15 protein-coding genes are annotated in these 11,990 nt (G+C 70.8%); 8 read left to right on the forward strand and 7 right to left on the reverse strand.

All coding sequences use genetic code 11. The features are described 5' to 3' along the window. Nucleotides 1-107 precede the first annotated feature (107 nt). Nucleotides 108-764, forward strand: a complete 657-nt coding sequence (gene radC / locus AB0F88_RS05325; protein ID WP_362677583.1) for a DNA repair protein RadC — start codon at nucleotides 108-110, stop codon at nucleotides 762-764. 266 nt (nucleotides 765-1,030) lie between these two features. On the opposite strand, the gene AB0F88_RS05330 is transcribed toward radC, so the two are convergent. After that, nucleotides 1,031-1,354, reverse strand: a complete 324-nt coding sequence (locus tag AB0F88_RS05330) for a hypothetical protein (protein ID WP_362677585.1) — start codon at nucleotides 1,352-1,354, stop codon at nucleotides 1,031-1,033. Between the two features lie 109 nt (nucleotides 1,355-1,463). Here AB0F88_RS05330 and AB0F88_RS05335 point away from each other — a divergent pair, with 109 nt between their 5' ends. After that, entirely contained in the window at nucleotides 1,464-1,961 is a 498-nt protein-coding gene (locus AB0F88_RS05335; protein WP_362677587.1) for a GntR family transcriptional regulator, read from the forward strand. 2 nt (nucleotides 1,962-1,963) lie between these two features. Here the strand turns inward: AB0F88_RS05335 and AB0F88_RS05340 are convergent, their stop codons facing one another. Next, nucleotides 1,964-2,440, reverse strand: a complete 477-nt coding sequence (locus AB0F88_RS05340) for a peroxiredoxin (RefSeq protein ID WP_362677589.1) — start codon at nucleotides 2,438-2,440, stop codon at nucleotides 1,964-1,966. A 197-nt stretch (nucleotides 2,441-2,637) separates the two neighbouring features. Continuing rightward, nucleotides 2,638-3,291: a YoaK family protein gene (locus AB0F88_RS05345; protein ID WP_362677591.1), complete on the reverse strand. Its 654-nt coding sequence runs from the start codon at nucleotides 3,289-3,291 to the stop codon at nucleotides 2,638-2,640. Nucleotides 3,292-3,621: 330 nt separating this feature from the next. On the opposite strand from AB0F88_RS05345, the gene AB0F88_RS05350 reads away from it, so the two are divergent. Then, nucleotides 3,622-3,831 carry a hypothetical protein gene (locus AB0F88_RS05350; protein ID WP_362677593.1) on the forward strand — a complete coding sequence of 70 codons (210 nt, stop codon included), beginning with the start codon at nucleotides 3,622-3,624 and terminating at the stop codon, nucleotides 3,829-3,831. Between the two features lie 161 nt (nucleotides 3,832-3,992). Here AB0F88_RS05350 and AB0F88_RS05355 read toward each other — a convergent pair whose 3' ends face one another. Next, nucleotides 3,993-4,706 (reverse strand): SDR family oxidoreductase, encoded by a 714-nt coding sequence (locus AB0F88_RS05355; protein WP_362677595.1) that lies wholly within the window; start codon nucleotides 4,704-4,706, stop codon nucleotides 3,993-3,995. Between the two features lie 145 nt (nucleotides 4,707-4,851). Here AB0F88_RS05355 and AB0F88_RS05360 point away from each other — a divergent pair, with 145 nt between their 5' ends. Next, on the forward strand, nucleotides 4,852-5,280 hold the full coding sequence (locus AB0F88_RS05360) for a MerR family transcriptional regulator (protein ID WP_362677597.1): 429 nt from the start codon (nucleotides 4,852-4,854) through the stop codon (nucleotides 5,278-5,280). Between the two features lie 173 nt (nucleotides 5,281-5,453). Here AB0F88_RS05360 and AB0F88_RS05365 read toward each other — a convergent pair whose 3' ends face one another. Both AB0F88_RS05365 and AB0F88_RS05370 read right to left on the reverse strand, forming a co-directional pair. Further along, nucleotides 5,454-6,476: a hypothetical protein gene (locus tag AB0F88_RS05365; protein WP_362677599.1), complete on the reverse strand. Its 1,023-nt coding sequence runs from the start codon at nucleotides 6,474-6,476 to the stop codon at nucleotides 5,454-5,456. A 156-nt stretch (nucleotides 6,477-6,632) separates the two neighbouring features. Next, nucleotides 6,633-7,562 (reverse strand): DMT family transporter, encoded by a 930-nt coding sequence (locus AB0F88_RS05370; protein ID WP_362677601.1) that lies wholly within the window; start codon nucleotides 7,560-7,562, stop codon nucleotides 6,633-6,635. A 67-nt stretch (nucleotides 7,563-7,629) separates the two neighbouring features. Here AB0F88_RS05370 and AB0F88_RS05375 point away from each other — a divergent pair, with 67 nt between their 5' ends. Beyond that, nucleotides 7,630-9,027, forward strand: coding sequence for a PLP-dependent aminotransferase family protein (locus AB0F88_RS05375; protein ID WP_362677603.1), 1,398 nt, complete (start codon nucleotides 7,630-7,632; stop codon nucleotides 9,025-9,027). A 149-nt stretch (nucleotides 9,028-9,176) separates the two neighbouring features. Here AB0F88_RS05375 and AB0F88_RS05380 read toward each other — a convergent pair whose 3' ends face one another. After that, entirely contained in the window at nucleotides 9,177-9,482 is a 306-nt protein-coding gene (locus tag AB0F88_RS05380; protein ID WP_362677605.1) for a hypothetical protein, read from the reverse strand. 173 nt (nucleotides 9,483-9,655) lie between these two features. On the opposite strand from AB0F88_RS05380, the gene AB0F88_RS05385 reads away from it, so the two are divergent. The 3 genes from AB0F88_RS05385 to AB0F88_RS05395 all read left to right on the forward strand — a co-directional run bounded on the left by AB0F88_RS05385 (nucleotide 9,656) and on the right by AB0F88_RS05395 (nucleotide 11,843). After that, nucleotides 9,656-10,204 carry a CGNR zinc finger domain-containing protein gene (locus AB0F88_RS05385; RefSeq protein ID WP_362677607.1) on the forward strand — a complete coding sequence of 183 codons (549 nt, stop codon included), beginning with the start codon at nucleotides 9,656-9,658 and terminating at the stop codon, nucleotides 10,202-10,204. Between the two features lie 132 nt (nucleotides 10,205-10,336). After that, nucleotides 10,337-10,948: a GNAT family N-acetyltransferase gene (locus tag AB0F88_RS05390; protein WP_362677609.1), complete on the forward strand. Its 612-nt coding sequence runs from the start codon at nucleotides 10,337-10,339 to the stop codon at nucleotides 10,946-10,948. Between the two features lie 25 nt (nucleotides 10,949-10,973). Then, a complete protein-coding gene (locus tag AB0F88_RS05395) occupies nucleotides 10,974-11,843 on the forward strand; it encodes a 1,4-dihydroxy-2-naphthoate polyprenyltransferase (protein WP_362677611.1) in 870 nt (289 codons plus the stop codon). The last annotated feature ends 147 nt before the right edge of the window (nucleotides 11,844-11,990 follow it).

The raw sequence follows: 11,990 nt of genomic DNA on the forward strand, positions 1-11,990 counted from the left end.
GGTCCCCTCCGACCGATGCGGGACCGCCGCCCGCCCTCTCGCCGTCCGGCCGGAATGTCGGCGCCACCTGGTAGAACCGACCTGGTTTCCCGAGCCGGAGGTGCCGATTGCGCGTCAAGGACATGCCCGCCAACGACCAGCCGCGCGAGCGCCTCCTGGCCGGCGGGGCGACCGCGCTGGCCGACCGGGAGCTGCTCGCCCTGCTGATCGGCTCCGGCAGCCGGGGCACCAACGCGATGGAGCTCGCCTCCCACCTGATCGCCCACTGCGGCGACCTGCACGGCCTGGCCCGCTCCGACGCCCACCGCCTGATGCGGGTGCCGGGCATCGGCCCCGCGAAGGCCGCCCGGGTCATCGCCGCCTTCCATCTCGTACGGCAGGCGCAGGCGGAGCCCGAGCGCCGCCGCGTCACCTGCTCCGGGGACCTGGCCGCCGTGGCGGCCCCGCTCCTGCGCGGCCTCAGTCACGAGCGGGTGGTCGTCGTGGTGTGCGACCCGAGCGGCGCGGTGACCCGCAAGGCGATCGTGAGCGAGGGCGGCAGCGACCACGCGCCCGCCCCGGTCCGCGAGATCATGAGCACCGTCCTCACCTCCGGTGGCTCCTCGTTCGGCCTGGCCCACAACCACCCCAGCGGCTCCCTCGACCCCAGTCCCGCGGATCTGGAGGTCACCGCCCGCCTGCGCGACGCCGCCGAGACCGTCGGCCTCCGCTTCCTCGACCACCTCGTCGTCACCGACACCGCCTGGCGCCGCATTCCTCCGTGACAGAGGGCCCGGCGCCGCGTTCCCCCGTAACGGGGAACGGGTGCCGCGTTCCCCCGTGACAGGAGAGCCCGTGACGAGAGACGGAGCCCGGCAGGTGAGTGTGGGAAGGGACGCCTGCCGGGCCGCTGTCCGGCGGTCCCGCACCGGACCCTCCGACCGGTGCGGGACCGCCGCCCGACCTCCCTGGACGACATGGCCTCCTTCAGGGAGTCGGGGGCTTTTCGTGGGCGCCGGTCCGGAGTCGTCCTCCTCCCGGCGCCCGACCGTCAGTGGGCGGCTCCCATCAGGAGCCGAAGCCACAACTCCTGTGTCCGCTTGGCGACCACCCAGGGCGACTCGTGCACGACCACTCCCTTTCTCGCCCGTTCCGTTCGCCGTACGAACATCAGCCCGCCCGCCTGACAGAGCTCGTAGAAGGTGGGCAGGCAGTCACAGGTGTGCTCCTTGATCCGCGACCGGTCGGCCCTCGGCCGCTCGGGCCTCCAGTCGATCGGCTCGTATCCCACCTGCAACGGCGCCGCGTGATGCCCGTGATGCCGCCCGACCGGCACCCCCGCCACCACGAGGACTCCCATCCCCCACGTGCTCACCCAGAGACTATAAGTGATTACGTCTACAGCGGTCTACCAGCACGTATCTCTCACGGCTATCAGACGTCTAGTTTGTGGGTATACGTATCCATTGGTCTAGCATTCAACTGTGCTCGATCGAGACGGTCCCGTACCGGTCTATAAGCAGATAGCGGATGAGATTCGGGGACGAATCAGCAGCGGTGACATCGTTCCCGGCGAGGCGATGCCCAGCGAGACCGAGCTTGAGAGTGAGTACGGAATCGCCCGTACGACCGCGCGACGGGTCGCCCGCGAACTCCGGGAGCAGGGACTCGTCTACACGGTGCAGGGCGAGGGCACCTTCGTCGGCGAGCCGGACGTCCCACGCGCCCCTCGCAAGACGCCGCTCTATCAGGAAATCGCCCTTGAGATCGCCGAGCGGATTCGCAACGGCGACTTCGTTCCGAATCGGGCGATTCCCAGCGAGAAAGTGCTCATGGAGCAGTACGGCGTCGCCAAGGTGACCATCCGGAACTCCGTCGCGTTCCTTCGCGAGCAGGGCTGGGTGTTCACCGTCCGCCATCGCGGAACGTACGTGTCACAGCCCGAGAAATGGCCCCGGGAGCAGGAGAAAGACGGCTCCTGAAGTCAGGGGTGGGGACGGGAGCGGAGGGCTTCGAGGGCGCGGTCGGCGTGGGCCTCCACGGAGCCCTCGCTGTGGATCACTTCCAGGAGACGGTGGTCGACGTCGATGACGAAGGTCATCCGGCGGGTGAGGAACGGGCCCACCGCGACAGTGCGACGGGCGCCAAGACGCCGGGCGACGGTGCCGTCAGGGTCGGAGAGCAGGGGAAAGCCCAGCTGGTTGGTCTGGGCGAACCTCGCCTGCCGGTCGACCTGGTCGCGGCTGATCCCGATCCTGGTCGCCCCCACGGCGGCGAAGTCGGCCGCCAGGTCGCGGAAGTGGCAGCTCTCGGCCGTGCATCCGGAGGTCATCGCCGCCGGATAGAAGAAGAGCACCACCGGCCCCTTGGCCAGGAACTCGCTGAGCCGCCTTCGTGTGCCCGTCTCGTCGAGGAGCTCGAAGTCCTCGACCACATCTCCCACCGAGAGGCTCACGCCCACGAGTCATCTCCTTATGTCATCGGAGGATCTCCGCTCGCCCCTGGCCGTCGTGATCGGCGAGAGTGGAAGTCGGAGTCCCAACCTCATTTCTAAGCGATTCACCGGCCGAGTGACAGGCCCACAACCGACCCACCCTGGAATATCCGTTCTCGTCCCGCGAAAACCCCGTGAACCGGCCGCGAGTCACCGCTGCCCCCTCAGCGGTCACGGGGACGGACTCTCCGCACGTGAGGGTGTACGACGACGAGCGCGAGAAGCGTGCAGACCGGGGCCACCGCACCGGCCCAGGGCGGCGCGAGGCGCAGGAGCAGGGACGCGCAGAGGGCACCGAGGACGAGGGCGACGACGATGGCGGCGCGGCGCCGGTTGTCGGTGGACCAAGTGGACCCGCCCGACGCCGAGGTCTCGAACAGCGAGGTGAGGGTGCCCGTGACGAACGTCGCCGTGATACCGGCGAGGTTGACGCGACGGGCCGCCGCGGCCTGCATGCCCATGGCGCAGGATCCCGCCCCGATCAGGGCGAGGATCGCGACCGGGCCGGGCGCGCCTCCGCCGAGCGCCCAGCCTGCGAGAAAGGCGCTCTGGAGGGCCAGATCGGCCCACAGGAGCCTGATGACGGCCAACGGCCACAACGCGTTCCCCTCGTGACGCCCGGGCATCGTGAAGCCGATGAGAAGTCCCGCGCAGAACCCCGCGCAGGCGAGTCCGGAACGCAGCGCGTGGAGCACCCAGTCCTCTCGGCCCGCGAGGGCGAAGAGGATGAGGTTGCCGGTCATGTTCGCGGTGAAGACACCACCGAGCCCGAGGAAGGCGATCGCGTCCGTCGCCCCCGCCGCCAGCGTCAGCAGCACGAGAGCGACATGACTCCGCCGCTGGACGGACCTCGCCTCGGGCGCTCGTACGGGAACGGGCTCATCACCGGACACGGGAACCGGACCGGAAGCGGGCACGGAAGACGGCGCGGGAGACGGGCCGACGGGCACCGAGGGGTCCTCACCCTCAGGGCGGGTCATGGGGCTGATCGGCCATCTGCCGTCCTCCGAGGTCATGCGGTCGCGCGCATGATGGATTTTCCCAGCTCAGGGCGTTTTCACCCGGCTTCTCACCTACGGAAATGGCTGGCGCGACACTTCCTCCGAAGAAGACCTCACGCTCGTGGGGGATCGTCCTATCCTGGTCGCATGCCGTACATCGAGGATCGGGTCGACACCGTCGAATCCGACATCGCTGAGATCAAAAGCGACATCGCAGCAATCAAAGCCGGGCAGAGCGGTATGGAGTTGAAGCTCAACCGCGTATCCCAGGACGTCGCCGAACTCAAAAGCGGGCAGATCGAGATCCGCGACCTGCTCGCCCGTGTCGTCGCGCGACTGGAGGGCGTGGCCTCGTAGGCCGTACGAGACCCGGACAGCAGCGAGCCCCGGCCAGGGGAAGGCCGGGGCTTTCGTATGCCTGCCCCTGCCCGCGCCGACGCCACGTCAAGGCCGCCATCGCCGAGAGGAACGGCCAGGTGGCCGGCCGGCCCCGTCGCGCCGGCTCGGCGGGGCGCGAGTCAGCTCACCAGCGACTGTGCGTAGAACTGCGCGGGGTCCGCCGCGAGCGAGGCCTTCACGTAGCGGCTCGTGTCATCGACCAGTACCTCGATCGCGCCTGACTTCACACCGTCGAGGCTGGCTCGGGCGACGTCCAGCGGGTCGATCTTCGGGATGTCGTAGCCGGCCATCATGTCGGTGTCGGCGGCCCCGAGGTGCACGCCCTGCACCAGGGTCCTCTGACCGGCGAGTTCGAGGCGCAGGCTGTTCGTCATGTTCCATTCGGCGGCCTTGGCCACCGAGTAGGCGCCCGCTCCGTCGGAGGCGAACCACGACAGCGCCGACAGGATGTTCACGACCGCCCCTCCGCCGTTCGACGCGAGAACCGGCGCGAACGCGCGGATCACGCCGAGGGTCCCGAAGAGGTGCGTGTCGAGCTCGAGCCGGATCACGTCGAGGTCGCCGGTCAGGAGGTTCGTGCCGGTCGTGATGCCGGCGTTGTTGACCAGCAGGGTGACATCGGGGGCCGCGGCGGCCGCGTCCGCCACCGACCGCGCGTCGAGGAGGTCGAGGCGCAACGCCTCGACCCGCGGGTCGGACACCTCGATCAGTTCGGGGCGGCGGGCCGTGGCGTAGACCTTCGCGGCGCCGCGCGCGAGCAGCTCGTCGACGAAGCGGCGGCCGATGCCGCGGTTGGCCCCGGTGACGAGTGCGATCGAGCCGGTGACATCCATGGGGGTTCCTTTCGATCCGGGACGGACGCGGTCGCGTCCGTCCGCTGTCGAGTACGTTAAGACTTGACGTTGACGTCAAAGGCAAGTCGTACGCGGCGGCGGATGTCGCCGGTCGGGACGAAAGACGGAACCGAAGGGGGCGCACATGCGGATCGGCGAGCTGGCCGACAGGTCGAAGGTGAGCACGCGCGCGCTGCGCTACTACGAGGAGCAGGGCATCCTCAGCTCCGAGCGCACGCCGAGTGGCCAGCGGCTCTACGCGGACGCGGCGATCGACCGGGTGCGGCTCATCCAGCAGTTGTACGCCGCCGGGCTCAGTAGCCGCACGATCGAGACCATCCTGCCCTGCGTCGATGTCGGGCACGCGGAACCCGAGGTGATCGAGATCCTGCGCGCCGAACGTGCCCGCATCACCGCGAGCATCGCCGAACTGGAGGAGGCGGGGCGGAGGCTGGATCAGGTGATCGAGCACGCCGTGCACCCGGATCCGGAGCACTGCCCGGCACTGCGCGAGCAGCCGACTGCCGGGAACGCCGCGAAAGCCTGGAACGCCGGGAACACGGCGTCGGTCTGATCGCGCGATGCGAGAAGGATCCCGAAAAGGGGCGCGGGCCGGCCTTCCGCCTCGGCAGGACCTCCGGCGACCATCTCGTCAGCCTTCGTCTCCGCGGAGCCGTCCCGGGGATCCGAGGCTTTCGGCCCGTCTGAGGATCCGAAGTCCGTACAGGTCTAGAAATCCGTACAGGTCTAGAAAACCGGGATGACGTCCTCCGGGTCGAGGGCGTCGACCTGGACGCCGTCGATGTCGAGTTCGGGGATGGCGGGGAACTCGATGCCCCAGCGTTCGACGATGACGCGGATCCTGGCCATCGCCACCCGCCAGTTGTCGGCCTGTTCCTCGTACGAGAGCACGCCGAGGCCCGCGTCGCGGGCGTGGTCCATCAGGACGCGGTGGTTGTGCAGGAAGTACGGAGGGAGCTCCCAGAAGCCGCCGGGAGGCTCCCAGAGGATCATCGAGAGGAAGACGAAACCCGCGCGCAGCTGGCGGGTGATCAGGGAACGGGTGTCGTCGGTGAGGCCCGGCCACTCGTTCTCCAGGATGGTCATGCAGATCTGCAGGTGGCGCGACTCGTCGCGGCCGATGCGGTGGAACATGTCGCCGAAGACGGGGTGCCTGGTCGCGGTGGCCATGCCCCGGAACAGGGTGGACGCGGCCATCTCCCCCATCATGAAGCTGGTGAACAGCACCGGCAGGCTGTATCTGCCGACGGCGCCGCTGTAGCCCGTCCAGTAGCGGCCACCGTTGTGATAGAGCCAGCCGATGTTGTTGTGGGCGGCCTTCTCCAGGTCGGTGGCGGGAGTCCAGTCGAGCGGCCCGCCCGGCCAGAGCCTGGCGATGGTGCGCTGGCAGCACTCCTCGTGGTTCATCTCGTCGCGGGTGATCGAGAAGAAGCACTTCCTGACCGGGTCCTCCTCGTGCTTCTCGAACGCCTGGATGGTGGCGCGGGCGAAGACGGCCGGACCCGAGGCGTCGAAGTTGGCGAGCACCGAGAACCAGTACATGATCCCGAGCCGCTGCTCGTGGGTGAAGTCGCTCGCCCTGAGATCCTCCCAGGGCAGGTCGGCCGGGTTCCAGACCGTGCGCTTGGACTTCTCGTAGATGGCGGCGAGCTTCTCGGTCTCGACCCGCCACTCCATCGGGTAGATGTTCGGCTGAGGGATCTCGGGAGCGGGCCAGAAACCGCCCTCGGGAATCGTCAGGTCCGCCATGGCCACACCCCCCTGTGACAGCTTCGTTTCACATCTTGCGCCTGTATGTCACGTCTTTCAAGGACGCCCGGGGATCCGGCCCGGCGCGCCCCGCTCCGGAATCCACCCCGCTCCGGGATCCGCCCCGCTCCGGGATCCGGCATGGGAACGACGGTCTCAGGAGCGGGCCCGCTGGGTCAGGGCGACGCACGCGAGGACGGCCAGCGCCGCCGCGATCGTGACCGGGCCGAAGAGCTCGCCGAGCAGCAGCCAGGCCCACAGCAGGGTCAGCAGCGGCTGGGCGAGCTGGGTCTGCCCGGCGCGGGCGATGCCGCCCATGGCCAGGCCCGCGTACCAGGGGATGAAGCCGAGGAACATCGAGACCAGGCCGACGTACGCGAACCCGGCCAGGGAGGCGGCGGTGGGCCGGAGGTCGGTGGTGAGCGCGAGCGCGACGGTGATCGGCACGGTCAGCGGGACGGCGAGGACGAGGGTGTGGGAGATCACTCGCCAGCCGGGGGTCGTGCGGGCCAGGCGCCCGCCCTCGGTGTAGCCGACGGCGGCCGACAGCAGCGCGCCGACGAGCAGCAGGTCGGCCCCGGTGACGTGGCCGCCGCCCATGCTGAGGGTGAAGGCGGTGATCGACACGGCCCCGAGGCCGCAGGACACCCAGAACAGCGCCCTGGGCCACTCCCCCGCCCGCAGCACCGCGCAGGCGGCGGTGGCCGCGGGCAGCAGCCCGATCACCACGGCGGCGTGCGAGGTGGAGGCCCCGGCGTAGAGCGCCAGGCCGCTGAAGAGGGGGAAGCCGAACACCACACCCGCCACGATGACGCCGTACGACCGGAGCTGGGACCTGGGCGGCAGCAGCGGCACCCTGGCCACGAGCAGGAACGCGGCGGCCGCGACGGCGGCGACGGCGGCCCGGCCGACCGCCACCAGGTAGGGGTCGAAGCCCTCCATCGCGAAGACCGTCGCCGGGAACGACCCCGAGAACGCCAGCACCCCGAGCCCGGCCAGCAGGGTCCCCCGCCACGCCCTGCCCGGTGCCCCGGACGGCACCGCGCCGGCCGGCCGCCGGTCGTGACGCGCCTCCCGCGGAGACACCACCCGCACTGGCGAGACCGCACCCGCCGCTATCCGATTTGGTACGATAGCGCTACTCTTTTCACTCATGAATGACGATAGCAGTATCGTCCGGCTCACCGCCACGCTCCGTGAGGAGGTGTCGCGGCTCCGTCCGGGCGACCGGCTGCCGTCGAGCCGGGAGCTGGTCCGGCTGCACAACGTGAGCCCGGTGACCGTCTCGCGCGCGATCGGCAGGCTCACCGCCGAGGGACGGGTGATCACCAGGCCCGGCAGCGGGGCCTACGTGGCCCCGGCGATCACGCGGAGCGGCGACAGCGCCGACATGTCGTGGCAGACGGTGGCGCTCGGCGACAGGGTGGTGGACGACAGCGAGGTCAGCGGCCTGCTCACCGCCCCGCCCGAGGGGGTCATCCCGCTCACCGGCGGCTACCTCAACCCGATCCTGCGACCCTCCAGGGCCCTGTCGTCCGCCGCCTCCCGGGCCCTGCGCCGCCCCGACGTCTGGGCGATGCCGCCGCTGGCCGGTCTCTCCGAGCTGCGCAGGTGGTTCGCCCAGGAGCTGGGCGGCGACGTCACCCCGTCGGACGTGCTCATCGTCAGCGGCGGGCAGGCGGCGCTCATCCACGCCTTCCGCGCCCTCGCCGCCCCCGGGACCCCCGTACTCGTCGAGACCCCCACCTATCCGGGCGCGCTCGCGGCGGCGCGGGCCGCCGGGCTCCGCGCGACGGCCGTGCCCGTCGACCGCGACGGGGTGCGGCCCGAGCTCCTCGCGGAGGCGTTCGCCGTGACCGGCGCGCGGGTCTTCCTGTGCCAGCCGACCCTGCACAACCCCACCGGCGCGACCCTGCCCCTGGAGCGCCGCGAGCAGGTGCTGGCGATCGCCCGCGCCGCCGGGGCGTTCGTGATCGAGGACGACTACGCCCGCTACTTCGCCACCTCCCCCGCGCCTCCGCCGCTGGTCGCGCTGGACGCCCACGGCACGGTCGTGCACATCAACTCCCTGACCAAGGTCCTGTCGCCGAGCCTGCGGGTCGCCGGGGTCGTCGCCCGTGGCCCCGCCGCCCGGCGCCTGCGGGCGAGCCAGCTCGTGGAGTCGTTCTTCGTGGCCAGGCCGCTCCAGGAGACGGCGCTGGAGTTCGTCGGCTCTCCCGCCTGGCGACGCCACCTGACCATGCTGGGCACCGAACTGGCGCTGCGCAGGGACACCCTCGCCGCCGCCCTGACCGCCCGGATGCCCGGCGCCGGGATCCACCTCGTCCCCCGTGGCGGCCTGCACGTGTGGGTGCGGCTCCCCGAGGACCGGGACGAGGAGACCGTGGTGGAAGCCGCCAGGAGGGCGGGCGCCCTGGTGAGTCCCGGGCGCATCTACTACCCCGCCGAGCCGCCGGGCCCGCGCATCAGGGTGACCCACTCGGCGGCCGTCCACACGGCCGAGCTGGTCGAGGGCGTACGCAGGCTGGCGACGGCCCTGGACACCTCCTGACCGCGCCCGACCCGTCCTCCGACGCGACCGGTCCCGTTTTCTCCCACCGGTCCCGTTTTCTCCCACAGGGCCTGAACGGCCCCTGGCCACCTGGTCGCCCTCGCGGGGGTTCGGGGGCGCCCCCTGCCCCCGAACCCCCGCGAGAGCGGTCAGGCGGCCGCGAAGACCTCGTGGTGGGTGACCGTGAGCTCGCGCTCGACCAGGAAGCGGTCGTCCTCGTCGTAGAAGACGGCGCGCGACGGATCGTCCCCCGCGAAGGAGATGATCGCCTCCCACGACTCCCAGAGCGAGGTCAGCAGGAACTCGGCCCGCTCCCCCACGTCCCGGCGGGTGAAGCACACCCCCCGGTTGCCCTGGGTCGAGGTGTAGCCGACGTATCCCGTGGCCAGCAGGTATCTCTCATAGGCGGCGGCGTCCTCGGCGCGGGTCCAGCCTCTCCACACCCTCATGATCATGGTCTCTCCTCCGATACGACGCGCGCCTGCCGGTCTCCCTGAACGCGAGATAGGCCAGATACCACATGACGACCTCCCTGAAACACCATCTATGACCTTATGAAGGTGTCGCAGAGAACACAACCCCCTAATGGCGTACAGTGGTTGCGAAAAGGGAGGAGGTAAGCGACGACATGGACAATCCCTCCGAGCTGGTGATCGACTTCGTGAACACCTACGACGTCGAGGAGGAGACCGACTCGATCCCCTCCCCGGCCACGCTGACCGCCTGGCTGGCCAGACGAGGCCTGATCGGCCCGGGAGACACGGCCACCGAGACGGATCTGGCGACGGCCGTCGAGCTCCGTGAGACTCTCCGCGAGGCCCTCCGCCACAACCACGACCGCCCCGGCGGCGGTGATCACGACCCCGGGCTGTCGCGGTCCTTCGGCGGCCTCCCGCTGCGCGTCGCCCTGACCTCCGGCGGGCCGGTGCTCGAACCGGTCGCGACGGGGGTGCCCGGCGGCCTGGCCGGGATCGTCGCCGCCGTGATGGGCGCCCACTCCGGCGGGATGTGGCCGCGCCTGAAGGTCTGCACCGAGAGCACCTGCCGGTGGGCGTTCGTCGACTCGTCCAAGAATCGTTCACGCTCGTGGTGTTCCATGAGGGTCTGCGGCAACCGCACGAAGACAAGGGCATATCGGGCCCGACGGCAGACGGAGCCGGGTTCACGTCATCTCTGAGTCGGATTCCCCGATACGGTGTAAGAGCCTGCCTCACGGATCCACCCGCCTGATGCCCGCTCGCGTGGCACGAGATCCACGAGACAGCGCGTTTCGAGGCGACGGCAGACGGCAGAGAAGGAGCGGGCCGAGATGGCAGACGTAGGCGTGCGGGCGGCTCGGCACGAGGATGTCGCCGCGGTGACGGGCACCCAGATCCGCGCGTGGAAGTACGGCTACCGGGACTTCCTTCCCGAAGGACCGCTGGAGCAGATGACCGGCCCGGCGGCCGAGAAGATGTGGCGCCAGCAGTGGGAGGACGCGATCACCTCGCCGCCCAGCCGCCGGCACCGCGTGCTGGTGGCCGTGGAGCAGGTCGTCCTCGACACCGACGCCTTCCCGGCGCTCGGTCCCGGCGGCATCGAGGCCATGGCCGCGCTGCAGGGCGCGGAGAAGGTCGCCGGTCTGGCCTCACACGCCCCGGCGGAGGATCCCGACCTCGACCCGACCACCGCCGGGGAGATGCTCACGTTCCTGATCGACCCCGACCACGTCCGGCGCGGCCACGGCAGCAGGCTGCTGAACGCCACGGTCGACTACCTCCGTGACGACGGTTACCACACCATCGTGACCTGGGTATTCGCCGACAACTACGCGGTGCTCGGCTTCCTGGAGTCCGCCGGGTGGGGCGCAGACGGGGCCGAGCGGGTCATCGACATGGGCCGTACGGTGCGGATGATCCGCCTGGCGACCGACATCAGCTAGAGCCGGAGAGGAACACCGCAACACCATGGCCACCCCGAGCCAGTGGATCGCCGGAGCACGTCCGCGCACCCTTCCCGCCGCCGTCGTCCCCGTCGCCGTCGGCACCGGAGTCGCGATCGGATACGCCGGGGGGGTGTGGTGGCGGGCCCTGCTGGCCCTGTTCGTGGCCCTCGCCCTCCAGGTGGGCGTCAACTACGCCAACGACTACAGCGACGGGGTGCGCGGCACCGACGAGGACCGGGTCGGCCCGATGCGCCTGGTCGGCTCGCGCGCCGCCTCGCCCCGCCAGGTCCTCACCGCGGCCCTCGCCTGCTTCCTGGCCGCCGCGGTGGCCGGGCTGGTGCTCGTCGTGGTCACCGGGGCGTGGTGGCTGCTGCTGGTCGGCGCGCTGGCGATCGCCGCGGCCTGGTTCTACACCGGCGGCTCCAGCCCGTACGGCTACCGGGCGCTTGGCGAGGTCTCGGTCTTCGTGTTCTTCGGCCTGGTGGCGGTGGCGGGCACCACGTACGTCCAGCTCGAGTACCTGCCGTGGCTCGCGGTCGCGGCGGCCGTCCCGGCGGGCCTGCTGGCCTGCGCGATGCTCGTGGTCAACAACCTGCGCGACATCGTGACCGACGGGCCCGCGGGCAAGCGCACCATGGCCGTGGTGCTCGGCGACCGCCGCACCCGCGTCCTGTACACCCTCTGCCTGGTCCTGCCCCTGGTGATCGCCCCCGCGCTGGCGCCGTGGCGGCCGTTCGCGGCGCTGGCGCTGCTCGCCGCCCCGCTCGCCGTCGCCCCGGTGAAGGCCGTACGGGCGGGCGCGACCGGTCCCGCGCTCATCGCCACGCTCCAGCAGACGGGCCGCTTCCAGCTCGTGTACGGCCTGCTGCTCACCATCGGCCTGGCCCTCTGAGCCCGGCTCTCCGAGCCCGGCCCCCTGGCCAGTTCCCTGAGCCCACCCACTCTGAGCCCGGCTCTCTGAACCCGGCCACGCGGACGTCACCCACGACCTCGAACGGCCCTGGAAAGCCGATGCGGATCTCGGGTTCCGGTCCCGCCG

The sequence above is a fragment of the Streptosporangium sp. NPDC023963 genome (assembly GCF_040639135.1).
GTDB lineage: Bacteria > Actinomycetota > Actinomycetes > Streptosporangiales > Streptosporangiaceae > Streptosporangium.

Excerpts from the sequence above, each read along its gene's own strand:
- AB0F88_RS05390 (WP_362677609.1), top strand. The coding sequence starts at position 10,337 with ATGGCAGACGTAGGCGTGCGGGCGGCTCGGCACGAGGATGTCGCCGCG.
- AB0F88_RS05365 (WP_362677599.1), bottom strand. The coding sequence starts at position 6,476 with ATGGCGGACCTGACGATTCCCGAGGGCGGTTTCTGGCCCGCTCCCGAG.
- AB0F88_RS05375 (WP_362677603.1), top strand. The coding sequence starts at position 7,630 with ATGAATGACGATAGCAGTATCGTCCGGCTCACCGCCACGCTCCGTGAG.
- AB0F88_RS05360 (WP_362677597.1), top strand. The coding sequence starts at position 4,852 with ATGCGGATCGGCGAGCTGGCCGACAGGTCGAAGGTGAGCACGCGCGCG.
- AB0F88_RS05355 (WP_362677595.1), bottom strand. The coding sequence starts at position 4,706 with ATGGATGTCACCGGCTCGATCGCACTCGTCACCGGGGCCAACCGCGGC.
- AB0F88_RS05350 (WP_362677593.1), top strand. The coding sequence starts at position 3,622 with ATGCCGTACATCGAGGATCGGGTCGACACCGTCGAATCCGACATCGCT.
- AB0F88_RS05395 (WP_362677611.1), top strand. The coding sequence starts at position 10,974 with ATGGCCACCCCGAGCCAGTGGATCGCCGGAGCACGTCCGCGCACCCTT.
- AB0F88_RS05380 (WP_362677605.1), bottom strand. The coding sequence starts at position 9,482 with ATGATCATGAGGGTGTGGAGAGGCTGGACCCGCGCCGAGGACGCCGCC.
- AB0F88_RS05385 (WP_362677607.1), top strand. The coding sequence starts at position 9,656 with ATGGACAATCCCTCCGAGCTGGTGATCGACTTCGTGAACACCTACGAC.